23 protein-coding genes and 1 pseudogene are annotated in these 22,941 nt (G+C 64.5%); 8 read left to right on the plus strand and 16 right to left on the minus strand.

All coding sequences use genetic code 11. The features are described from left to right. Position 1: 1 nt before the first annotated feature. Together G6N58_RS22970 and G6N58_RS22975 are read right to left on the minus strand one after the other, a co-directional pair. The gene (locus G6N58_RS22970; RefSeq protein ID WP_115277161.1) at positions 2-979 is read right to left on the minus strand and encodes an aldo/keto reductase; all 978 of its coding nucleotides are present in this window, start codon (positions 977-979) and stop codon (positions 2-4) included. A 303-nt stretch (positions 980-1,282) separates the two neighbouring features. Then, the gene (locus tag G6N58_RS22975; RefSeq protein WP_115277160.1) at positions 1,283-2,065 is read right to left on the minus strand and encodes an MBL fold metallo-hydrolase; all 783 of its coding nucleotides are present in this window, start codon (positions 2,063-2,065) and stop codon (positions 1,283-1,285) included. Positions 2,066-2,162: 97 nt separating this feature from the next. On the opposite strand from G6N58_RS22975, the gene G6N58_RS22980 reads away from it, so the two are divergent. Further along, positions 2,163-2,765 (plus strand): TetR/AcrR family transcriptional regulator, encoded by a 603-nt coding sequence (locus G6N58_RS22980; RefSeq protein ID WP_115277159.1) that lies wholly within the window; start codon positions 2,163-2,165, stop codon positions 2,763-2,765. Positions 2,766-3,730: 965 nt separating this feature from the next. Here the strand turns inward: G6N58_RS22980 and G6N58_RS22990 are convergent. The 3 genes from G6N58_RS22990 to G6N58_RS23000 form a co-directional block, all read right to left on the minus strand. After that, complete coding sequence (locus G6N58_RS22990; protein WP_147289281.1) at positions 3,731-4,021, minus strand: hypothetical protein; 291 nt, start codon at positions 4,019-4,021, stop codon at positions 3,731-3,733. A 371-nt stretch (positions 4,022-4,392) separates the two neighbouring features. Further along, on the minus strand, positions 4,393-5,586 hold the full coding sequence (locus G6N58_RS22995) for a dipeptidase (RefSeq protein ID WP_115277157.1): 1,194 nt from the start codon (positions 5,584-5,586) through the stop codon (positions 4,393-4,395). Next, complete coding sequence (locus tag G6N58_RS23000; protein ID WP_147289280.1) at positions 5,583-6,725, minus strand: CapA family protein; 1,143 nt, start codon at positions 6,723-6,725, stop codon at positions 5,583-5,585. Before G6N58_RS23000 ends, G6N58_RS22995 begins: the two co-directional genes overlap by 4 nt. Positions 6,726-6,950: 225 nt before the next feature. Here G6N58_RS23000 and G6N58_RS31360 point away from each other — a divergent pair. Continuing rightward, a pseudogene (locus G6N58_RS31360) lies at positions 6,951-7,010 on the plus strand (hypothetical protein); the annotation flags it as partial. A gap of 147 nt (positions 7,011-7,157) precedes the next feature. After that, positions 7,158-7,652, plus strand: a complete 495-nt coding sequence (locus G6N58_RS30890; RefSeq protein WP_232068142.1) for an IclR family transcriptional regulator — start codon at positions 7,158-7,160, stop codon at positions 7,650-7,652. A gap of 54 nt (positions 7,653-7,706) precedes the next feature. Here the strand turns inward: G6N58_RS30890 and G6N58_RS23010 are convergent, their stop codons facing one another. From G6N58_RS23010 to G6N58_RS23040, 7 genes are read right to left on the minus strand one after another with little or no spacing between them, the layout of a single operon-like run. Next, positions 7,707-8,504, minus strand: a complete 798-nt coding sequence (locus tag G6N58_RS23010) for an alpha/beta fold hydrolase (protein WP_163908340.1) — start codon at positions 8,502-8,504, stop codon at positions 7,707-7,709. Further along, entirely contained in the window at positions 8,501-9,637 is a 1,137-nt protein-coding gene (locus G6N58_RS23015; protein ID WP_264035982.1) for a C45 family autoproteolytic acyltransferase/hydrolase, read from the minus strand. The genes G6N58_RS23010 and G6N58_RS23015 overlap by 4 nt, the downstream gene beginning before the upstream one ends. Positions 9,638-9,686: 49 nt before the next feature. Beyond that, positions 9,687-10,091, minus strand: a complete 405-nt coding sequence (locus G6N58_RS23020; protein WP_232067960.1) for a carboxymuconolactone decarboxylase family protein — start codon at positions 10,089-10,091, stop codon at positions 9,687-9,689. Next, on the minus strand, positions 10,088-11,002 hold the full coding sequence (locus G6N58_RS23025; protein WP_115277152.1) for an NAD(P)-dependent oxidoreductase: 915 nt from the start codon (positions 11,000-11,002) through the stop codon (positions 10,088-10,090). Before G6N58_RS23025 ends, G6N58_RS23020 begins: the two co-directional genes overlap by 4 nt. After that, positions 10,999-12,201 carry a M20 family metallopeptidase gene (locus G6N58_RS23030; RefSeq protein ID WP_115277151.1) on the minus strand — a complete coding sequence of 401 codons (1,203 nt, stop codon included), beginning with the start codon at positions 12,199-12,201 and terminating at the stop codon, positions 10,999-11,001. Before G6N58_RS23030 ends, G6N58_RS23025 begins: the two co-directional genes overlap by 4 nt. Continuing rightward, positions 12,198-13,178 (minus strand): polysaccharide deacetylase family protein, encoded by a 981-nt coding sequence (locus G6N58_RS23035; RefSeq protein ID WP_115277150.1) that lies wholly within the window; start codon positions 13,176-13,178, stop codon positions 12,198-12,200. Before G6N58_RS23035 ends, G6N58_RS23030 begins: the two co-directional genes overlap by 4 nt. Further along, positions 13,175-14,593, minus strand: coding sequence for an MFS transporter (locus tag G6N58_RS23040; RefSeq protein WP_115277149.1), 1,419 nt, complete (start codon positions 14,591-14,593; stop codon positions 13,175-13,177). The genes G6N58_RS23035 and G6N58_RS23040 overlap by 4 nt, the downstream gene beginning before the upstream one ends. 65 nt (positions 14,594-14,658) lie before the next feature. On the opposite strand from G6N58_RS23040, the gene G6N58_RS23045 reads away from it, so the two are divergent. Continuing rightward, positions 14,659-15,807, plus strand: coding sequence for an NADH:flavin oxidoreductase/NADH oxidase (locus tag G6N58_RS23045; protein WP_232067961.1), 1,149 nt, complete (start codon positions 14,659-14,661; stop codon positions 15,805-15,807). Positions 15,808-15,980: 173 nt separating this feature from the next. After that, entirely contained in the window at positions 15,981-16,157 is a 177-nt protein-coding gene (locus tag G6N58_RS23050; RefSeq protein WP_163908342.1) for a hypothetical protein, read from the plus strand. Positions 16,158-16,256: 99 nt separating this feature from the next. On the opposite strand, the gene G6N58_RS23055 is transcribed toward G6N58_RS23050, so the two are convergent. Further along, positions 16,257-16,925, minus strand: a complete 669-nt coding sequence (locus G6N58_RS23055; protein ID WP_115277147.1) for a FadR/GntR family transcriptional regulator — start codon at positions 16,923-16,925, stop codon at positions 16,257-16,259. A 65-nt stretch (positions 16,926-16,990) separates the two neighbouring features. Between G6N58_RS23055 and G6N58_RS23060 the strand changes: the two genes are divergently transcribed. Then, positions 16,991-18,211 (plus strand): CynX/NimT family MFS transporter, encoded by a 1,221-nt coding sequence (locus G6N58_RS23060; protein ID WP_115277146.1) that lies wholly within the window; start codon positions 16,991-16,993, stop codon positions 18,209-18,211. Positions 18,212-18,717: 506 nt separating this feature from the next. On the opposite strand, the gene G6N58_RS31250 is transcribed toward G6N58_RS23060, so the two are convergent. From G6N58_RS31250 to G6N58_RS23075, 3 genes are all read right to left on the minus strand, one after another. Next, complete coding sequence (locus G6N58_RS31250; RefSeq protein WP_115277145.1) at positions 18,718-19,014, minus strand: LysR substrate-binding domain-containing protein; 297 nt, start codon at positions 19,012-19,014, stop codon at positions 18,718-18,720. Between the two features lie 240 nt (positions 19,015-19,254). Beyond that, on the minus strand, positions 19,255-19,647 hold the full coding sequence (locus G6N58_RS23070) for a nitroreductase family deazaflavin-dependent oxidoreductase (RefSeq protein ID WP_115277144.1): 393 nt from the start codon (positions 19,645-19,647) through the stop codon (positions 19,255-19,257). A gap of 297 nt (positions 19,648-19,944) precedes the next feature. Beyond that, positions 19,945-20,907: an AraC family transcriptional regulator gene (locus G6N58_RS23075; RefSeq protein ID WP_115277143.1), complete on the minus strand. Its 963-nt coding sequence runs from the start codon at positions 20,905-20,907 to the stop codon at positions 19,945-19,947. A gap of 160 nt (positions 20,908-21,067) precedes the next feature. Here G6N58_RS23075 and G6N58_RS23080 point away from each other — a divergent pair, with 160 nt between their 5' ends. Then, positions 21,068-21,832 carry an NAD(P)H-dependent oxidoreductase gene (locus G6N58_RS23080; protein ID WP_115277142.1) on the plus strand — a complete coding sequence of 255 codons (765 nt, stop codon included), beginning with the start codon at positions 21,068-21,070 and terminating at the stop codon, positions 21,830-21,832. A 334-nt stretch (positions 21,833-22,166) separates the two neighbouring features. Continuing rightward, positions 22,167-22,883 carry a type 1 glutamine amidotransferase domain-containing protein gene (locus G6N58_RS23085; RefSeq protein WP_232068143.1) on the plus strand — a complete coding sequence of 239 codons (717 nt, stop codon included), beginning with the start codon at positions 22,167-22,169 and terminating at the stop codon, positions 22,881-22,883. The last annotated feature ends 58 nt before the right edge of the window (positions 22,884-22,941 follow it).

The following is a 22,941-nucleotide window of genomic DNA, read 5'->3' on the forward strand; positions in this document are numbered from 1 at the left end:
CTCAGCTCCAGCTGCGGGCCGAGCGCGCCGTCCAGTACTCCTGCGGATCCTCGCCCGCGCTGACCAGCTCGGCCAGCACGCCGGTCGGTAGTGGTGTGCGTGCTCCTTGGATGTGCGACTCGATCTGAGCCACCGTGACGGCGCCGGATAACACGCGTGCTGCCCACGGCTGGTGTACCGCGGCGGCGATCGCCAGCTGGTCGAGTCCGATCTGCAGCTCTGCGGCGATGTGTGCGGCTCGTTGCACTGCGGGGGAGAGGTCGGATGTCCCGGGTACCAGCCGCCCGTTGGCGAAGCATTCCTTGATGACCACCGCCAGGCCTGCGGCGTGTGCCTCTGAGAGCGCCTCTTGCGCAGAGGTTTCCAGGAGATTCCACGTCGACTGGACCGAGGCGAACAGCGGTGCGCCGCCGACCTCGAGGCCGAGGGCAGCTCGGATGACCGTCGCCTGCGACGGTCCCGAGGTGGAGAGCCCGACCCGAACACCCCGGTCCCGCAGAGTGGCCAGCATCTGCTGCAGCCGGGGGTTACCGAGGACGGGACTGTCGGGGGTCACCGAATGAACCTGATAGAGACTCAGCCGGGGCCCCAGCAGCGCCGTGGTCTCGGCCAGCTGGGTCTCGAAAGCGGCGGGCGTGTGATCCTTGATCTCGTGCTCGCCGGCATCAACGCGCCAGTCGCCGACGTAGCGGTAACCCCATTTGGATGCGACGACGACGTCACCGACGTCGGGTCGTGCCCGCAACCAGTCAGCCAGGAATTCCTCGGCGCGGCCGTACGACCGCGCGGTGTCGACGTAGCGAATTCCCTTCTGATACGCGGTATCGAGGACATCGAAGGTTCGCTGTCGCAAGGCGGTCACCGATCGATCCGGGCCGATGTCGCTGCCGCGACTGCTCGTCAGGTACGCGGGTCTGCCCAATGCAGCGAGGCCGAGGCCCACCCGGGTGTCGGCGTCGCCGGTGATCTGTCTGGTCATCGTGCTCCTCGCTTCTGACGTCATGACGCTTAGTGGCGCGTGTAGGTATCCAGGACCCCGGTCCGTGCGGCATCGCGAAGTCGGGAACGATCACCGGGGTCTGCGTGGAGCGCCACACCGTGGCCAGATCGCGGCCTTCCTTCTCGGATGCCGCGTCCAGCGGTGCCAATTTCTCGCCGTACCGGTTGTTCGAGCGGTTCGCACCATTGCGTTGCCTCAAGCCGTGACTGGTCCACCCCGCGAGCGTAGGTCGCCGGGCCGTCAGAGCGCTTGGAGTGGGTGACGGTGTGAGGGTCCGTGCCGTCAGGCGGCCAGGTCCAACCACTGACCAACCGCCAGCACGCGTGCGCGCCGACCGGCGTTCGCGGTGAATTCGCCCGCCGGGTCGCCGACCTCCACGTAGCCCGCAATCTTGTTGGGCTGCTCGGCTTCGTAGTGCATCGGCACGGCATAACGGGCATCGAGAATCTCCGCGGCCGCGGCGGCCTGCATGGGATCCATGGCAGCGGGCAGCGGGCTCGGCGGCTGCAGGTGCGGCACATCGACCACTGCTCCGTTGGCGGGCAGGAACACCGCGTCGAACGGGCTGTGTCGGCGCGCGATACGCCACCAGGCGCCGTGGAACATGGTGTCACCTCCGTGGAAGAGCCGCTGGCCGTCCGCCTCAACCACCCAGTTCAGCTGCGGGTCGCCCAGCCCGTCGATCGCGGGCACCGCCGTCACGGTGAACGGCCCGAGTTCTCGGGTGGACCAGGTGTCGACCACTTCGGCAGCCAAACCGTGGTCGGCCAGTTCGTGCTCGGCCAGCAGCGTGGTGACGTTGTCGGTGTCGTCGCCGTAGCCGCGCGCCGGACGGAGCACCGGCGCTCCCGGCACAAGAACCTCGGCGAGCGCAGCAGCATCGGTGTGATCCCGGTGCAGGTGCGTGACCAGTGCGGCGCTGACCGGCCCACTCGGCGCTGTCAGGCCCAGGCCGTCTATCCAGTCCGCGAACAGCGGAGAAATGTCCCCTACGTAGTCGATCACCAGACGTTCGCCGCCCGCTTCGATCTCCACACCTGCCCACCCGAGGCGTCGCACCCGCATCGTGCACTTCCTTTCAATCAGATTTCACCGTCGCCAAAAATTTAGCGTACGAACGTTCTCCAAGCAATAGCGTACATACGTTCGCTATTCTTGCCAGATGTCACCACGACGTTCAGCCGCTGAGGCCCAGGCCACGCGAGGTCGAATCCTCGGCCGGGCCGCCGAGATTGCTTCCGAGGAAGGATTGGAGGGCATCACCATCGGCCGACTTGCCGACGAGCTGGGCATGAGCAAGTCGGGTGTTCACAAACATTTCGGCTCCAAGGAGGTTCTCCAGATCTCCACGCTGGACAAGGCTTTCGTGGATTTCTGGCATCGGGTCGTGGAGCCGGCTCTTGGTGAGCCCGTGGGGCTGCGGCGACTGCGCGCGGTGTGCGCGAACTCTGTTGATTACCTCGAGACGCCGCTATTGCCGGGAGGTTGTCTGATGACGGCAGCGCTCACAGAGTTCGACGGCCGTCCCGGCCCGGTTCGCGACGCGGTGGCCGAGGTGTGGTCGCGCTGGCGCGGGCAACTGCGGGCGGACCTCGCAGCAGCGGTTGCCGGCCGCGAACTGCCTTCCGACTTCGATGTCGAGCAGGCGCTGTTCGACATCATTGCTGCCGGGCTGGGCTTGAATGCGGCCATGCAACTCGAAGGTGACCCGGCAGCCCCGGGTCGGGCCCGCAGGGCAATCGAACGGGCGCTCGAGCAGCCCTGAAGGCTGCACCGGGCAGACGTGGGCCGGCAGCGCCCGCACAGCCAATAGACCAGCAGCACAGGTCAATTCGTCACTGTGACGGTATGGCGGGTGATGGGCTTGTGCGCACGGGGGCAGGAGGGTGGCGTCGGGCGGTCGCATGTCGTCTTGGCGGGCGAGGTGACATCGGTGACCGCGCCAGGGGTCGCAGCAGATTTCCGAGTCCTATAGAGCGCGGGACCAAGCCATTCGTCACTGTGACGTATTGCAGGAGGAAGCATGGCAGAGGGTCGAGCCGGACATCGTCGAGCGGCTCACCGTCGCGACATCCACATCGCGGCGTCGGCCGGTTGACTCGTTGTCCATGTCCCAGCCCAAGCTGAAAGCTTGGGCTGGGGGCTGCGCGCAGGCTGCGGCCGCGGGCCGGGACGGTCGAACTACGGAGCGGGCAGTGCCGAGGGGCGTCGGGACCTCGAACCGGATAGAGACGGATGTTGCCCCTACGAACCGCAGGTCGACAATTCGCCGATAAGCCACATTATGTCAACTAAAGTACGCCGTGTCGCATTGCTGCTCAACGGTTCTCGCCTACCGCGCAAGACCGAGGAATGCCATCAGCGCTCGCTCGACCCCGACGACTTGCTCCGCCGTCAGTCGACCGACTCGGGCGTGGACGCTCGACCTCTTGACGGTTGTGAGCTTGTCGATCATCACGTCACTGTCGTCACCACGCACGCAGCGTCTCCATATCGCGCAGGACCTGCACGGCCTCAGCACGGTCTGACTCGTCTTCGGCAAGCCTCTCGGCCTCGGCGCGAATCGACGCGGCGGCCTTTCGTCGCGCGGCACCGCGTCGTCGGCGAGGAATACGGCCGGATCGAATACGGCTGGTTCCCAGTAAGCTAATCCATTTTCGTCAGGTGAATCATTGGCGAGTTGTGCATGCCCCAACGAACGCATCGCCGCCCGTGTGGCACGACACTTGATCAACCGGTGAGATCGTCGCCTCCCCCAGCGCCCCAATCTTTACGCTCTCCCTCAGCGGTGAGCAAAGCCCGGACTTGCGGGATCGGCTGCAAGCGCCCCGTTTTGCTGTCTGTCCAGTCGCCGAGCCTCACACCGTAGCCATCGGCGGACGACGGCTGGTCATCGGCGATGTTTATGCCATTTTTCCCCGCGCCACAGCGGTAAACGCTGACGCGGCCATCGCCGCCAGGCCGGACCGAATCCTCCACCAGGAATTGGTCCGGCGAGTACGACACCGGCTGCCCCGCCATCACTCGCCTCTCTTCGCCAACCTTCGGTACAGGGTCGCACGGGAAACGCCCAACGTCTGCTCGATCACTGGAACCGTGTTCGGGGCGATGCTTGGGCCAGAATGGGCCCGTCGCCTCGGGGTGGTGCGCCGCGCGCTGTCTCGCCGATAGGCCGCTCGGCCGGGCCGTCGCGCTCCGACGTTCAGCGGAATTGAGAAAGACTCCTCGCAGCAGGAATACGACCGAATCGAATATGGCGGGTTCCCCGTTTAACATCGTTGCACAGCAGAAAATTTCACACGCCGACAAGTTATTCGGTCGCGGGTGACCACTGACGAAGATGTTGTCCCACAGCACAATCGATTACGCGAGCCGTACTAGAGTTCATCCTTTCATCGCCACACTTCGGAAAGCAGCCGAAGGACGTTGCCGCCGAGGACCGCCCGTATGTCGATGTCGCTGTATCCATGTTGCACGAGCCATCCCGTTATGTTGAAGAAGTTCTCGCTCGGGTTCTCCATTCCGTCCACGAAGGCCACCCGGTCGTACTTCAGGTCGCCTGGATGTAGAACCGAGGAAAACCCGGCAGCCTCGCCCGTGGCGCGGTGAAACCCGACGTGGTCGCCGTAGAACGTATCCGGCCCGAAGGCGACGTGATCGATACCCATGATCTCCACCGCGTGGACGAAGTGATCCATCACCGAATCGATCGAATGGGTGCGGTGACCGTAGGACACCGTGGTGTGGGGAGCCGCCTCTATCCCCAACACACCTCCGCGTTCGGCGCAGGCTCTCAACACCTCGTCTGGCTTCATCCGAGCAGTAGGCCACACAGCGCGAGCGCCGGCGTGCGTGATCGCCACTGGGGTCGACGACGCGTCGATGGCGTCGAGCGAGGTCTGGTCGCTCGCGTGCGAGACGTCGACGAGCATGCCCAGCAGGTTCATTCGCTCGATCGCCCGGCGTCCAAACGTGGTCAGCCCGCCGTCGCGCGACTCCTTCTGTCCGCTACCCAGCGCGTTCGACTCAGCAAAGACCAAGCCCATCTGCCTGAGACCGAGGCCGTGCAAGACGTCGATACGGTCGAGGTCGTTCTCGATCGGGGTCGACGACTCTGTCCCCATCACGAAGGCGACATCACCGTCACGGTGGGCATTGATGATGTCTGACGACGTTCTTGCCACGACGACGCCAGGCTGCTGGTCGATGTCGGCGAGGCGGGTGCCCAGCCAAGTGATCAGTTCCGTCCACGTCCAGCTTCCGAGGACTCCGAACCAGTTGTCGAAGACCGCCGTCATTCCTGATCGACGAAGATCCGTGTATGCCGTGTAGAGGTGTGACTGCCGCAAGTACTCAGCCGTGTGTGCCACATTGCTGGGCAACATCTGGGGGTGGTCATGGAAACTGATGACTAGCTCATCCGTCACCAGCCGGTCGACCCGCGCCCTCTGCTCCTCGTCCAGCTGCGGGTCGAATCTGCTGCGGCGCAATGCGGGATCCGACAGTTCGACGGCGGGAAAGTCCACTCCCCGCCTGAGGTGGCCATAGGATTCGTAGAACGAGTTCCCCCTCGAAGGACTGGTCATGACAGGCTCGACGAGTGTTGACCTGAGTTGCGGCGGACGTGTCCGCTGGACGTCACCACGACGGTGGCGTCCAATTGCCGTGAGGCCATGGCGAAGTCATGAAGAATCGACCGGCCCACGCCAGGCCGAGCCATGATCGGCTGACTGTCGGAATCCAGTTCGCAAGGCTCCAGGCGCAGCGTCGGTCCGTCGGGGCCGCCGAGTCCGACGTAGAACACCGCGCTTTGATACCAGGGTCCGCTGAGGAGACCCGCTCCGTAGGGCGCGTTCAACTGTGAGGATTCGGTCGGCGTCATCGACGTGGGGCTCCATCCGTCGCACCAGTCGAAGAGGAAGTTGCCGGTTGAGTACAGAATCAACGCATTTCGGTAGAACTCTGCGGGGTGGATGCAGTGCGGGTGATGCCCGATGATCAGATCAGCTCCGGCGTCGACAAGACGCCGAGCCAGCGGCTGCTGGTACTCGGCCAGTGGGCCCTGCGCGATCGGTAGGTATGAGAATGGGACGCCCCAGTGCATCGCGACGACCACGAAGTCGTTCCGGGATTTCGCCTCTCGGATGAGGACTTCGGCTGTTCGAACGTCCGGTTCGTGAGCATGCGAGTGCACGAATGGCGGGATGCCGGGGGTTTCGTCGAGTAAGCCACTGTCCACCTCGAACGTCGAGCGCACCCGTATGGCGGCAATTCCCGGCCTGTCCATCGTCGCATTCGCCCCCCGTGGTAGAGCCGAACAAAAACTGAAGAAGGCAACTGACTGGCCCGCGGCTGTGAGCACCTGCGGGCGGGTGGCCTCCGAGTGGGATTCGCCGAACCCCGCATGTCTGACACCGGCAGCGTCGAGCGCCCGGACCGTGTCCCGCATCCCGTCGGCGCCGAAGTCCATCGCGTGATTCATCGCCAGTGACACGAGGTCAAAGCCCAACTCGGCCAACTCCTTGGCGGCCGACACTGGCGCGCGCATGGTGACGAGCTTCTCGGCGCGGTCGTTCGAGTCCGTGAGTGGAACCTCGAGATTGCCGATGGTCAGGTCCCCTGCGGGCAGGAGGCCGAGAGCCGAGTCCCCCGGGCCGGGACGGTCGAGCCGTGGCCGGCGCGGTCGACCGGAAACTACTACGTCGCCGACGACGGTCAATTCCATGAATACCTCGTTCCGCAAAGTGGCACGTTGTACCGTAATGTAATACACACCAGGCCGATCGGCAAGGTCTATGCCACCATGTGGAACGGCGTACGTGAGTGTTATGGTCGATTCCCCATGAACGCAGCAGATGGCAGTTCCGGAGCGCCGGGTCCCGACAATGTGGCCAGCATCCGCTCGATGAACAGCGTCCTGAGCACTCTTCGGATCTTCGAAGAGGTGGCGATGCGCCAACCAATCGGTGTCTCGGACTTGTCACGCGTGACCGGGATACCCAAGAGTTCAGTCCAACGGTGCCTGGTGACGCTCAGGCAGGCTGGTTGGCTGAGAGTCGTCGACACGGTCCAGACCCGTTGGGGCGTAACGGCACGGGCGCTTTCTCTGGGGCTTCGAGGCGCTGGTGAACAAGATCTCCGACAGCTGGCCGATCCGGTGATCAAGCGCCTGGCAGCCGAGACCGGCGAAACGGTGCACCTCGCTCTGCGGGACGGAAACGAGAGCGTCATCATCGGCAGGGCCGACACGACGAAGGATGTGCGGGTGATCCTGGAACTTGGCACCCGCCTGCCATTGCAAGCCACGTCGGCGGGTGTCGCGATGCTGGCCCGCCTCGCGCCCGCCGACGTCGCCGAGGTGCTCAAACACGAGGTGGACCAGGTCGAGGGCGCCACGGTACCGAGCACCGATCAACTCCGGCGGGAAATCGAACTGACCGCCGTCCGCGGCTACGCGCTCAACGTCTCGTCCTGGTACCGACCCCACGTCTGCTCCATCGGGGTCGCGGTGACGGACTCGATGGACAAACCGATCGCAGGGATCGCGATTTCGATACCCGAGATGCGGTACGACTCCACGAACGAAGCAACGCTGGCCGAGTTGGCGAATGCGGCGGCCGCGGAGATCAACGGGCTCATCCGTTCCGCGTAGCTCGCTCGCCAACGTGCGGTCACGGCGTGTGATGCAGCGTTCGGCGACCGATCGTCATTCGCCGATCAGCGACGTCAGCAGCTTCGCCGTCTCCTCGGGTGACTCGGCCGGAAAGTGGTGACTCCCCAAATCGACGGGGACGAAGTTGATCCGATCGCCGAACCGCTCAACAGCTTCAGATGCGAGGAGGGCGCGTACGGCGAAAGCCGTGATCGGCTGCGTCGTCTCACTCAGCGCATGCTCCATATTCCACCGCACCAGTCCCTCGATCGCCCGGGTGCCGGCCGGCTGGCGGACCTTCACCATCATGCCGAAGTAGGAGTCGATCAGTTCTTGACTGAATCCCTCGGGTGAGCCGCCTTCGACCAAAGCGCGGACCGCCGCTGCGAAGTCGTCGTGAAAAGGCCGCATGGTTGCCTCTGCCTGGCTGTCGTCCATCGCGGGAAACAGCCCGAGATAGTGCAGGGCATCGAGCACCACCACGTGAGTGACGACGTCGGGCAATAGGCGTCCGACTTCGACGGCTACCGCGCCCCCGAGTGAGTGCCCAACCACGACGCACTGGGTGATCGACTCGGCGGACAGTACGGCGGCAACGTCGCGAGCGAATTCCTCCATCGTCCAGGCAGTTCGACGCGACCGCGAGTCACCGTGCTCGGCAAGGTCGACGGCAACGGCCCGAAGCTCCGCGGGTAGATGGCTGACGACGTCGTCGAAATACGCTCGCTCGCATCCCCATCCATGAATCAAGACCAACGTCGGCCCCTCCGGGGGGCCGGTGACCGAGTATCGGATCGTGGTCTCCTCAGGCCGCTCGACCATGCGATCCCCCGCTGGCAATCCTTTAGTCATGCTTGCTCCTGTTCTACCGACCTTGACTCGAGGTCGGTCAAATCGATCGTGTACGGAGTGCTCTCGCAGACCGGGTATGGATTGATCACCATCCGTCCCGCTTCCATGTCCATCAGCACCGAGAACAGCGAAGCGCCCTGCTCCAGAGGATCATCGGAGACGGCCGGGTGGCGGCAGATGCTCTTCGGATGGCTCAGGTGATCCGTCAGAACAGTTTGGACGTCGCGCACCGATACCTGACGCGCGCGCAGTTGGTCTTCCAACAAGTGCCGCACGCGTCCGGATCGAATCAAGGTGAGTGGCGAGACGTTGCGGCGAAGATCCTTGACCGACAGTCCACTCTCGAAGTGGTTCGCATGGGCGATGAGACCGTCATGCGGCAACAGCCAGCCGAAGTCGTCGGGTGCAAACTCGACGTCGATCGCTTCGCCACCACGCGCGGCGATGAGAAAGTTCCCCGAGCTTATCCTGGCCGACCGCGTGACGGCCTCAATCGCATCCGAGAGATTCGTGGCTTGCAGGACTCCTCGCAAGAGAATGTGATACGGGATCCCCGCCCCTGCCCCATCCCGATCCGAGACGAGCATGTTGGAGCAGACTCCGATACCGGCACTGTTCATGCCGGCCTTGGCCAACATGCCGGCCTCGCAGAGGGTTACGACGTTGTGCCCCTCGAGATCTTGAGTGACCATGACGAAGCTCAGGGGACCCTGGTCCAGGCGCCAGTCCCAATTCTGCGCCAAAAGCGTGCTACCACTGGCGGTTCGAGAGCCCAGCACCGCGAGCGACGTGCACCCCTCTTCATGGTAGCCGCTTCCGTAGAGCAGCTCCGTGCGCGAGTTGAGGGCGTAAGCCTGCTCAGCCGAGATGCCGGCAGCGTCGGCCATCGCGGTCAGCATTGCGTCGATGTCGGATGAGTAGACACTGACGAGTCGACGAAAGTGGTTGCCCCACCGCTGGATGTCCGTGTCCGTCAACCCCGCGGAGTCCCGGAAGCTCCGCGCGTAGGAGGCATAGTTCTTGCCGATGGCGTCGCGCTTCGCGGCACCGTAGGCAGTCCCCATGTCGCCATAGGAGCCCGACAACGTGAGGACGTCGACGGTCGGCGGTGCCGACGGGCCGCACCCGGTCACGGTGTGCCCGGATGGACGAGTGCTTCACCGACGAGTCGTGTTGCGCACATCAGACCACACCGTTGTGCCCGGCGGTCGTCGGCTCCAGCGGCACTGTCTGAACGACGTCCTGCCACGCCTCGACTCCGTGTTGGAATGCCACGACGCCCGCCTCTGGCAGGGAGATTTCGATTGCCTCCAGGATCTCCTGCGGCGTCAACCCGAGATCTAGACCCACCTGAATATGGCTGCGCAGCTGCGGCAGTGGCGCACGCATGACCGTCAGGCTGAGGATGAACAGCAGTTCCTTCGTCTTGCGGTCGAGGGTCCGCTGACGCAGATAGGCGGCGTCGACGAGCTGGTTGGCTGCCTGCAGGACTGGGAAGTCCGCCGCGGCCATGACTCTGTGATAGTCGAGCACGTAGCCACGCTTGGCGACCATGTCGTCGATGTAGGTCTGAGCATCCGTTGTCACTGTGGTTTCCTTTGTTCGCGCTGCGATCGGACACGCAGCGGGGTGGCGTTCGTGTGTTCGTACACCCGAACGATCTCCGTGTGGTCGGGCGACGGACCGGTCAGTTCGCGCGCCTGCAACGCGGAGGTATGCGCTGCATCGGTTACCGGAGCGATCAATCCGGCGCCGACGGTCAAGGAACGTGCGATGGCGAGGTCCTTCAACATCAGGTCCATCCCGAAGCCGGACGAGAATGTTCCCGTGAGTACGTGGGAGGGAAACTTGACCTCGCTGGCCTGGCTTCGGCCGGTGGAAGCGTTGATGACCTCCAGCATCGCCTCCGGCTCGATGCCAAACCGCGCAGCCGCAGACAACGTCTCCGCGGCCGCGGCGATGTTCGTCGCCGAAAGCAGGTTGTTCAGCGCCTTGGCGACGTCACCGGCCCCTGGTGCGCCGACGTGGTGAATCGACCCGCCGAGCGCACCAAGGACGTTGCGCGCCCGTTCGAAGGCACTCGTCTCGGCGCCGACCATGATCGCCAACTCGGCCGTTTCTGCCTTCGCCACCCCTCCCGACACCGGCGCGTCCACGTAGGCGATACCGCGCTGAGAGGCCAGTGCGGCCAGCCGTTGGGTGCTCGAAGGTTCAGCGGAACTCATGTCGATGATCAGCGAATCGGCCGCCAGCTGCTCGAGGAGACGTCCGGGGCCAAGGACGAGGGACTCGACGACGGGGCTACTCGGCACCATCAAGACAACTGTGTCAACGCTCGTCGGTAGGCGCGCCAGGTCGACGGCCTTCGACCCCAGTTCAGCGGCAAGGGCATTGGCCACGTCGACGTTGACGTCGCTGAGGAGGACGTCGAAGCGTTTTGCGAGATTACGGGCCATCGGAGCGCCCATGTTTCCGAGTCCGATGAACAATATCGTCATCGTCTCTCGCCGTCTGCGAAGGCGCTGATCACTCCAGCCGCGATCGCCGCTCGCTCCGGGATGCGGTCGAGCAAGACGTGTTCACTGCGGGCGTGCGGTCCCGCGCCCACGGCGCCCATGCCGTCCAACACCGGTACACCGAGCGCCGCGGCGAAATTGCCATCGCTTCCTCCGCCGACCGAGATCTCACCGAGATCGACGCCAAGGGCTCGGGCAGCCGCCCTCGCCAGTCCATACATGCCGGTGGTCAGAGGACTTCGCTCCATCGCAGGGCGGTTCCACTCCCCGTCCACGGTCACCGTGGCTCCCTCCGTCGCTTCGAGCGCGTCGAGCGCCTCGGCGACGCGAGCGACTTCGGAGTTCTTCGTGAAGCGAACGTCGACTTCGGCTCGCGCGTACCCCGCGACGACGTTCGAACGGCTACCACCGTGAATCACCCCGACATTGACGGTGGTCCCGGCCCCTACGTCGGTCAGCTGGGTGAGACGAAGAACGATGCGGGCCAACTCCTCGATCGCGCTGATCCCAGACAAGAAATCCGCCCCAGCGTGCGCCTCCCGACCGGTCACCGTAACGGCGAAACGCCCGATGCCCTTCCGCGCTGTCTTGACCGAGGACTGTTCACTCGCCTCGAAAACGATGACCGCGGTTGACTTCTTGCTATAGGTCTCGATGACGGTCCGCGAATGCGGACTGCCAATCTCTTCGTCGCCGGTGAACAACATGTGCACGGTCGGACGAGCGATATCGAGCTCGGCCAATCCGCGTACTGTCCAGAGCGACTGAATCAGTCCGGTCTTCATGTCGTAGATGCCGGGCCCGGAGGCGCGGTCACCGTCGCGTGCGACCGGCCAACCCGAAATCGTGCCAACGTCCCACACCGTGTCGTAGTGGCTCAACAACGTCACTGACGCCTCACCTGAGCCTTCAAATGTGAGAGCCAGAACGTCCCCATACCCGTCACCGTCGTACACGGTGCGGTCCTGCGGTGTCGGAAGGTGCGTTCTGACCCAGCGGTCGATCCACGACAGCCCGCGGTCCAAGAGGAGCTTGTCATCGCTAGGCGTCTCGATCGACACGAACTCGAACAGGTCCGCGACGACGTTCTCTTGGTGCGTGCGCAGCCATTGTTCCATTCGACGCACGTCGTCGGCGTCGACCAGTCGGTCGGCGAGACCCGGCGGGATGGTGTCGGTCATGAAAGTACCGCCTTCCGGGGCTGATTGGCGGACCGAGTGCCTGCCCTTGCTCCACCTGGTTGGTGTCTCGCGTGGAGCGGTAGCGCGGCCCGCGCGCGGACGTAGGCGGCGACATTCCCATGGCTCGCGAACCACACCGCGTCGTGTGAGGTGGCGTACTTGATCAATTCGCGCAGGACCACGATCCGCGACCTGTGACCGATGATGTGCGGATGACAGACGAGCTGGAAGATCCCGCCGTCGGCATACGCGGAGTCGAACTCGTCCTTCATGATCGTCAGCCACTGCCGGGGTGTGGTGTACGGGCGATGGGGACCGTAACGCTGCATGGTGAAGTACGGCGCATCGTCCCGGATCCACTCCATGGGAATCTCGACGATGCCGCTTGGTTCACCCTCGACGAGAAGTTCGTAGGGCATGTCGTCGGCCATCAGCGACGTGTCGTATTCGATGCCGATCTCGTGAAAGATCTCCACCGTCGACGTGGTGAAATCAGCGCTCGGTGTGCGGACTCCGCGCGGTCTCACACCCACCAGCTTCTCCAAGGTATCCAGGCTTCGATGGGCAAGCGCTCGTTCCTCAGTTGGACTGAGCAGATCAGTGCGTTCGTGGATCCAACCATGCGCCCCGATCTCGTGACCGGCCGCTGCGTAGGCCTTCACCTCGTCGGGGTGCAGAAGTGCCGACACGGCTGGTACGTAGAACGTCGCGGGTATTGAGAACTCGTCCAACAATTGGAGAAGCCGGCGAGCTCCGACACGCGACCCGAACTCACCGCGGGCAAGTGCCCCAGGGGACGTGTCGCCGTCGCGCAGCGGGATGGTCTCGTGGTCAGCGTCGAAGCTCAAGGCGACAACGGCTTTCGCCCCGTTGGGCCACGCGGCCGGCGTGAGGTCGCGGCCCGCCCGGATGTGTCCGACGTGTTCCCGCCACACCTCGTCAGGCCACGTCCACGGACGCGACTCGTTGTCGCTCATGTGCTTACATCCTTCCGTGGGTGGGGACTGGCAGGGGATTTTGTGTCCTCGTGCTCCCCCTCAAGCGAGCGGCGTGAGGTTTCGGGGAGCGTGAGCGTGGTGAGGAAACCGACGAGGGCGACGAGTCCTACGTAGACCCCGATCCAGTGGGCCCTTCCCGTCGTGGCGAGCCAGGTAACGACGTACGGCGCCGTTCCACCGAACATGGCGACCGAGAGGGCGTAGGGAATGGCCGTCCCGGCGGCTCGCGTCTCGGTGGGGAACAACTCGTTGTACTGGCTCGCGATGATCGCGCCGTCGAAGGCGAGTAAAACGGCTCCGATGAGCTGCACCACCACGAGCATGGGCAGGCTTACGCCGAGGAGCGCCACAGCCGGGTACGAGCAGGCGACGAAGCCCAGCGTGAAGATGTACAGGTTCGTCTTGCGGCCGAATCGATCTGAGAACGCACCACAGAGTGGCAGGATGCAGCACGTGAGCGCCAGGGCGATCGTGTTGGCGACCATCGCCTGTCCTAGCGGGATGCCGCCCATCGTGTGCGCGAGGGTGGGCATGTAGGTCAGCCAGAGGTAGTTGATCGTGGTCGCTGGGATCCCAAGTCCGAAGACTTGGAGCATCTGCTTGGGATTGCGCTGCAGAGCCTCGACGGCACTGTGGCGCTTCTGCTGCCCGGCGCGGTCCTCGACACGTACGAAGGCATCGGTTTCGTCTGCTGCACGACGTAGTACGAATCCCACCAGGCCCAGAAGGAACGCGACGACGAACGCGATGCGCCACCCCCACGCCGTCAGGGCAGCAGGGGGAAGCGTGTTCGTCAGCAGGGTGCCCATCAGCGAGGCGGCCAGAATGCCGGCCGCCGACGACACCTGCTGAAACGACCCGATGAAGCCGCGTCGACCGGCCGGAGCCATCTCCGCGAGATAGGTCATCGATCCGCTGGCTTCGCCGCCGGCGGCGAAACCCTGAGCCAGGCGCGCCGTGATCAGTGTGATCGGCGCGAGGACGCCGATGGACTCGTATGAGGGCAACACCGCCATGACCAACGCCGCGAACGACGTGATGGTGACGGCGATGATGAGGGTGCGTTTGCGTCCGACCCGGTCGGCGTACGAGCCCAACACCACCGCCCCGACGGGGCGTGCCACGAAGCCAACTGCGAAGACGGCCAAGCCCGCCAGCAGGCTCGTCACGTCGTCATCGGCGACGAAGAACAGGGGCGAGAAGATCGCCACGAACGTCCCGTAGACCGCCCAGTCGTAGAACTCGACGGCATTGCCGATGGCCGCGGCCCACACCGCTCGCCTCTGGGCAACGGTGAGTTGAACATGCCTGCGCTCCAGCTGATTTGGCCTGGCATCGGTTCCTTCAGTGCAATCCACGACGGCATCCCTGGCTTCAGTGTCCTCGGCGTCCACGCGTTCTCCTGACTCCTTCGCGTGCCGTCTGACCGCGCTGCCCGCGGCGAACGACGGATCGGTTCATGCCATCTGGCGGCATGCTGTACCGTAATACGGCAAGGCGGAAGAACGCAAGCGTCATTGAAAAGGAGTTGTTGATGGACGTGGAACAGATCGCCCAACCTGTACGGCTGCGCGAGGTCGAGATACGCAACCGCATCTGGATGTCACCGATGGCGCAGTACTCGGCAACCGGCGACGGCTGCCTCACTGAGTGGCATTTGCTGCACTATGGCGCACGTGCTGTCGGCGGCGTGGGAATGGTCATGGTCGAGAGCACGGCAATCGGCCCCGACGACCGATGCACTCTCGTGGATCCAGGCATTTGGTCTGAGGCACAGGTTGATTCGCACCGAAAGGTGACTGACGTCATCCGGCGCGCCGGTGCCGTGCCTGCAGTCCAACTACAGGCGGCCGGCCGCAAGTCGTCACACCGCGTGCCGTGGGAGCGCAGCGGCCAGAACAGCCCCGTTGCCCCCGAGGAGGGCGGTTGGATTCCAGTCGCGCCGTCCGCGGTTCCGTTTGGCAAGCTCACCGTACCCCGGGTATTGCAGCGTGCCGAGATCGCGATGGTGATCGACCGCTTCGCACGGGCGGCGGTCAACGCACACGACGCAGGCTACGACGTGGTCGAAGTCCATGCCGCCCACGGATATCTGCTACACCAATTCCTTTCCCCCCTCTCGAACCAGCGAGCCGACGAGTACGGCGGATCGCTGGAGAACCGCATGCGATTTCCGCTGGCAGCGGCGCGGGCAGTGCGCAACGAGTTCCCGTCGAACAAGCCGGTGTTCTTCCGCGTCAGCACGAACGACTGGGCGGGCGGGGGGTTCGATCTGGCGGAGGCCATTGAGTTCGCACAGTGTCTGCGGGAGCTGGACATCGACCTGCTCGACGTCACATCGGGTGGCTTACTGGTGGACGCTCCTCCGCCGCCGAAGCCTGCTCTCAACGTCGAGTCGGCAGACCGCATTCGACAGGATGCCGGTATCCGCGTTGCACCGGTGGGCCAGATCGGCGATCCGAGTGTCCTGGAGGACGTCTTCAGCCGGACCAAGGTGGATGCCGTATTCCTGGGACGTCCGCTCCTGCGCGACCCGTACCTTGCCCTCCGACTCCTCGCCGGTGACCCCCATGATCTATGGCCGATGCAGTACCACCGCGCGCTCTGAAATCTACGGCGGTGGCGGCGGTTGCCTTCAAGCGCGCTCGTCGCACCGCATTGACGCCAAGGACCTCGCGGACCGCGCCGTCAACATCGCCCGCGGCTTCGACGTCATGCTGGCCGCCGCCACGGATGAATTTCTCACCATCGGTTGCAGGCAATGCTCGATCCTGGCCGAGGGTGGTGCTCGCGGTCTCGCCCCGGACAACCGGCACGCTGCATGAGATCCGCAACAACTGGGACGAACTCAGCCGGGCGCTTGCCGCCGCTGGCTTCACCGAAGAATGGCGGATCATCAACCGACCCGACACCGTCCACCAATTCCCCGGCCTTCACCTCCTCGCCTACCGCCGGTGAAGAGTCGAGTCACCAGCTCGCTGGCGGAAGGTGCTAAGAGAAAGGCCCCGCACTCTGCGGAAGAGTGCGCAAGGTACATCCTCGAATTGCTGCGCGACCTTACGGGCTTGCGTCGCCGAGCAGGTGATCGAAGAGCCGCCCCGCCGCTTGCGCGGCTGCGTGTTCGTCGCCGGCGGCGATGTGCGCCACCACATTGCTGTGGTCGACGGCCAGCGCCTTGGCGAAGGTCTTGGTGGTGGCCGCCACGCTGGCGGCAATGGTCTCCAGCAGGCCGCGGTAGAGCTCGATCAGGATCGTGTTGTGGGAACACCGCACCACGGCGAGATGGAAGTCGGCGTCGGCGCGAGCGAATTCCTCCTCCCCCGAGCTCAGGCAGTCCTGGCTTCTGGCCAACAGCGCGCGTAGTTCCCCGAGTTCGTCGGCGGTGTGGTTGAGCGCTGCCAGCCGGGCACCTTCGACCTCGAGGGCCCGCCGGACCTGCAGGATCTCGCGCAGCTCGCTGCCGCAAAGTCGTCGGAGCGCACCGGATACCTCGCTGGTGGCGCGCACGTAGGTGCCGTCGCCCTGGCGGACGTCCAAGATCCCGGCGTGCGCCAGTGCGCGGACGGCCTCGCGGACGGTGTTGCGGCCCACCCCGAGGTGGTCGACGAGTACGGACTCGTTCGGGATGCGCTCACCCACTGGCCACTCCCCGGCGTTCACCGAGCTCCGCAGTTGTTCGATCACCTGATCAACGAGGCCGGCGCGACGCGTAGTGGTCAACGGCACAGCTCGTCCTTTCATCCAATCATGGGATCTATGCAACCATAGCAGTCGTGCGAGCCGAAACATGGATGAAACAAGCCGATGATCAGGACGTTTCATCGGCGGATTTCCGGGACAACCCTGTTTCGGTTGTCGCTGGGGGTGCACTGTTGGCGGTGGCGGTGGTGCTCACCGCGCTGAACCTGCGGCCCGCGGTGACCAGCGTCGCGCCTCTGCTGGGTGAGATGCGCGTGGAATTCGGTGTCACGGCCACCTGGGCCGGTCTGCTCACCACCTTGCCCGCGCTGTGTTTTGCCGCCGCCGGACTGGCCGCCCCGCGGTTGTCGGCGCGGATCGGGCTGGGGCGCACGGTGTCACTGTCGCTGCTGATCATCGCGGCGGGCCTGCTCATCCGCGTCGCTGGCGGATCCACTGTGGTGCTGGGCGCCAGCCTGGTCGCCTGTGCCGGTATCGCCTTGGTCAACGTGCTGATCCCCGTCGTGATCAAAGGGTCGTTCCCGGCCCGGATCGGCCTGATGACCGGTATCTACACCGCTGCGCTGCAAGCAGGTGGGGCCTTGGGGTCGGCGGTCACGCCCGGTCTCGAGGGGCCGCTGGGCGGCTGGCGGCCGGCGCTGGCGGTGTGGGCGGCGCTGGCTCTGATCGCCCTGGCCGTGTGGGTGCCGGTCTCCCGGCGCCATGGCGCGGCCTGGGTCCGACGGATCGAACACGCCGAGCCGCCACGTTCGCTGCTGCGCAACCGCCTGGCGTGGACTGTCACCGTGTTCTTCGGGTGCCAGGCCTTCATGGCCTACATCGTGATGGGTTGGTTGCCCGAGGTGTTCATCGACAACGGGGTGCCCAAGGTGCAGGCCGGCGTCCTGGTGGGCCTGGCCTCGCTCATTGGTGTGCCGATCGCGCTGGTGGTGGCCCCCATGGCCGCTCGTCGCGGGAGTCAGAGCGGGTGGATCGTCGGGCTCGGCCTGTTCGGAGTGGTGGGCATTCTCGGCGTCATGCTGGCGCCGGCGGCCCAGCCGGTGCTGTGGAGTGTGCTCATCGGCATCGGGCAGAGCGTCTTCGCTCTGGCGATCGCGGTGATCGCACTGCGTGCCCGGACCGCGGAGGAAACCGCGCAACTGTCTGGGATGGCCCAGGGACTGGGCTACCTGATCGCCGGTACCGGGCCCCTGCTGTTCGGCGTGCTCCACGACGTCAGCGGTGGCTGGACGGTGCCCTGGACTCTGTTCCTCGTGGTCTACGCCGTGCAGATGGCCACCGGCGCCGTCGCCGGACGCAACCGCTACGTCTAGCTACGGGAGTGGCTGCGCCCCAGCGGGGTTCAGCGCGTCGAGCATGAGGCTCGGGTGGCGCCGGCGTAGCTCCAGTGCAGTACGTCTTCTTCACTGTTGCGCAGTTCGCGCACCGTGACTGCATCCACATATCCAGTGAATCACCGGTGAGGCACGAACGCGGGGTATTGGGAGTGCACCGTCGCGCGCGGATGAATATGCATGGCCTGAATATGCAGTCTTACCGGTAAAGTACGCCGTGTTCATCTAATGGATCATCATGCGGCGCCCGACGTGCCCTCGCCTGCCGCATCGGATCACGATGACCAAAGGACCTCGACGCCAACGGCTTTCGGAACGTGCACGGACGTGGCCAGCAGGCGGCTCTATGGAGTCCGCAAGCGGCGCACGATCACCTTCACCGCCCACCCCGGGTCCCGAATCCCCCACCGCACCAGGGGACCTACCTGACCCAATTCCTTGGGGGGTTTGGCATGTTGCCCGGGGCATTGCAAGGAGCTCAACATTCAAAGCGTGGAGCCGGACGCCCCTTCACCGGCACCCAGTCGTCGGGGCAGGTGACGCACCCGGGGGCCGAGTTCCTTCCGGCATAGCGTGGCGAATGCGTCGAGGTGCGGCATGATCCGATTCGTGTTGTACGCCAGGGCAACCGCCTGCGGCGGCGCGTCCCTGACCGGTATGCACCGTACGCTCGCATCGACGGAGAACGCTGCGATGCCTCTGGGTAACAGCGCGACAGCTTGACCGGCAGATACCGCCAATACCGCCCGAGCCGATCGACCTCGACATCGACCACGGCACACGGACGCTCTACTGGACCGACCGCGGTGATCCGCCGCGCGGAAACACCGTCAGCCGGGCGCCGCTGGAGGCCGGTCCCGATGGCAGGCCCGAACCCGAGATCCTTGTCGATCACCTGATGGAGGGCATCGGCCTGGCGCTCGACATCGCCGAGGTCCGCGACTGGGCCGAACAACCGTTGTGCTCCTGCGCGGCGTAGCCCGCAGTGCGGACCGTCGGCGTCTGACTGCGCTGTGGCGGCGTTATCCGGCTGATCCGTGGTACTCGTTCAGGTCGAGGAAGTCGTCAACCCCCAACATGCCCAGTACCCGTCGCTCGAGTGGTCTGATGCTCGTGCGCTCTGGGTCGTGGACGATCCGCGGCTCGGACAAGGTCAGCGTGCGGCCCTGGGTTCGCAACGTACAACCCTGTGCCGCGACGACATTCTTCACCCATTGGCTATCGGCGCCGTAGGTGAGGGCGATGCGTACCCCGGTTGGCGTCCGAAAGACACTGACGGGGGTTGTATAGCTTCGCCCGGAGCTGCGACCCTGGTGAATCACCAGCCCAAAACCTGGAGCCCAGGGCGCGATATGTTGGGTGACCTTATTGAGGCCCACTCGATTCAACCGGGCCACCGACTTCGGAATCGGCATTCGCCACCCCTCCCCAAGTTGGGACACACGCACTGCGGACTACCGCACGCGCAAATACTGCCACAGTCCGATGGGGTCCACTCAAGATGTTGAAACGGCGATGTGGCGAACGTCCGCGATCAGCGCCAAGGACCGCAATCCCCACTGATCGGCGACAACCGGCTCGGTACCCACGCTGTATCGGCCGCCGCTGAAATCCTGCGTTGGCAAGGGTGGCGATCATGAGGTCGATATCGTGGCGGAGGGCATCCGGGTTCACCGGCGGTAAATTCTCGCGGCGACGAATCAGTTCCGCAGTCAGGTTTCAGCCGGTGCCGACACCTCGGATTCTGCGGCAAGGAACGCGGTTCGGTATCTGCCCGGTGGAACGCCCTGCCACCGAGCGAAGGTCCGATTGAACGCATATTCCGAGCTGTATCCGACGTCACGGGCAATATGTGCAACCGGGAGCGCGGTGAGCCGAAGTTTGTTCGCGGCCAGTTCCATTCGCCATCTTGTCAGGTACTCGGACGGCGGGCATCCCACCTCTGTGCTGAAGCGGCGCACGAGCGTCGCACGGGAAACTCCGGCGCTTCTGGCGAGAGTGTCCAGCGTCCACGGATGCGCCGGATCACGATGAATCGCCGTGAGCGCTGCGCCGGTGACAGGATCGGTGAGTCCACGTAGCCAAGACGGCGGGTGTTCCTCCGCGCGACTTGATTCGAGCCAAACCCGCAGCAGCAGAATGAGCATGATGTGCACGATGTGGTCGAGGACCGCGCTGGTACCTGGCCCGGGGTGACCCAACTCGTCACCTAGCAGCTGCAGCGCACTTCGCAGAGGCGGCGGCGCTGTCAGCGCTGGAACGTGTACGACATCCGGCAACAGGCCGAATGCATTGAACGCCGTCGCCGGATCGTGTCGGAAAGCCACGCACAAGATGCGGGTAGCCGCTGGCTGACTGCCCACCGGTAGGTTCTCTCCCGCCCTGACGGCTGCCGCCGCGCCGTCGTGGTCGAAAGGTCGCACCGGAGCGCTGGGGTCGCTGGCCAGCACATGGGTGGGGCCGCTCGGCAGCAGCACCAGATCGCCGGACACAAGAGAGAGTGGGCTACGACCGTCCACCAACAAACACGCGCTACCTGCCGTGACCGCGTGGAATGCTGCGCCGGGCATGGCATCTGCATCCATGAGCATTCCCCAGCGTCCCCCGGCGACCACGCTGGCGGCCAACGAGCCGCGAACGGACGCCCGCTCAAGGACGTCGGTCAAAGTGTCCATCGCTTGAGGGTATTACCAATAGCTTCATCACAACAGATGTCGCGATCTGATCAGACAAAAAAGTGAGTAGCTCAGACATCGCCGAGATCTGCTCTGCGCTATAGCGTCAACGGGGCCGGAGATTGGCAGAAGAATTCCTAGCGCTTCCCAAGGAGTATCAGTGCGAGTTCTCATCGTCTACGCCCACCCGAATCCGAGGTCGCTGAACGCAACCTTGCGGGACCACGCTGTCAGTGTGCTGCAGCGCGGTGGACACGACGTCCAGGTATCAGACCTCTACGCGATGAAGTGGAAAGCCGTCGCCGACGCCGACGACTTCCCGTCGCGAGACAGCTCAGCGCCGCTCGACCTCGTTTCGGCGTCCGGAGAAGCCTACCTTGCCGGTTCCCAGATGCGTGAGATCGCAGCCGAACAGGACAAGCTGCTGTGGGCGGACGCCATCATCTTCCAATTCCCCATCTGGTGGTACGGCCTACCGGCGATCCTCAAGGGCTGGGTCGACAGGGTGTACGCGTACCGCTTCGCGTATGGCTACAAGGACGGAACCAATGCCTACCGCTTCGGCGAAGGCATCCTCGCCGGCAAGCGAGCATTGGTTTCAGTGACCGCAGGCGGGCCCGCCGCCGATTACGGGCCTCGCGGAATCAACGGCCCATTGGAACAACTCCTATTCCCCTTCACCCGTGGGGCACTGTTCTACCCAGGGATGGAGGTGTTGCCGATCTTTGCTGTGTATGGCGCGATGTTTCTTGACGGTGACGGGGTTCAGTGCGCCCGGGAGGCGCTCGAGCAGCGGCTCATGGGGCTGTTCACCGACACCCCTATCCCCTTCCGCCGCCAAAACGGTGGCGACTACCCCGATAGGCACACGCTGGCTGAGGATGTCGCTCCTGGGGTCTCCGGTCTGGCGGCCCATCTGGCCTAGATACAGCAGCACACGTCATGGCCGCCGGGAAGACGGTAAATCGAAGGCACTGGAAATGAAAGCAGTGCAAATGGTGGGTTTTCAGTGGGATCGCGAGTCTGCGACTTGTCGACATCGAGCCATCGCGTCCGAGCCTCGGGAGGTTCTGACGCGGTTGGCGCGTGATCATCACGACCGCCTCGATGGGGCAACGACTACTCGGTGCACCCGTCGGTTATTGGGCACGAGGTCGGATGGTCCCGGATATACAGCGATCGCGGCGCAGGAAGCGCCGCGGTTTGGAACTCGGGAGAACATAGGGGAATTGATGGTTGATGGAAGGCGTCGTGTCGTGATGCCGTTGCCGGACAACGACTTCGACACCACCGAGGCCGCCGTGTCGTGGAAGGCATTCGTACAAGGCGGCTGTGAGGTGACTTTTGCCACCGAGCATGGGCGCGTGGCTGCCTGCGATCAGCGGCTGCTGTCAAGTGGCTGGTTCCATCCACTGCCGGCGCACGAGGAAGCCGTAGTGGCCTACGACGAGATGATCCAGACGGCAGCGTTTCTGTCGCCAATCACGTATCGCGCGATCGAGGCCGACCATTTCGATGCGATACACCTTTCGGGTGGGCACGCCAAGGGCATGCGGCAGTACCTCGACAGCACGGTGCTGCAGCAGAAGGTGGTCGACTTCGTGCGGGCCGACAAATTGGTAGGTGCGGTGTGCCATGGAGTGCTGGTGCCCGCCAGGGCCATCGACCCTGCCACGGGAAAGAGCGTGCTTGACGGTCACCGGGTGACCACGCTGACGAAGCCGCTGGAGAAGTGGGCGTTCCGCACCACTGTCTTGCGTGTTGGTCGCCGATACCGGACCTACTGGAAGTACACCGAAACCGAGGTGCGTGCCGCTGTCGGAACGACGGGTGCCATGCTCCGCGGGGAGACCGTCGAATCGCCGTTCATCGTCGAGGACGGTCGGTTCCTCACCGGTAGATACCCACTCGACGTTGCGCTCTACGCCCAGACCTTCGTGCGGATGTTGGCCGACGCGCATCACCAGGACGCATAGGTGCCACTGGCATCGCCATGCCGGGCTGGCGAATAGCGGTCGTCGAACCGTGGATGAG

Origin of the sequence: Mycolicibacterium tokaiense, assembly GCF_010725885.1 — a bacterium.
Lineage (GTDB): Bacteria > Actinomycetota > Actinomycetes > Mycobacteriales > Mycobacteriaceae > Mycobacterium > Mycobacterium tokaiense.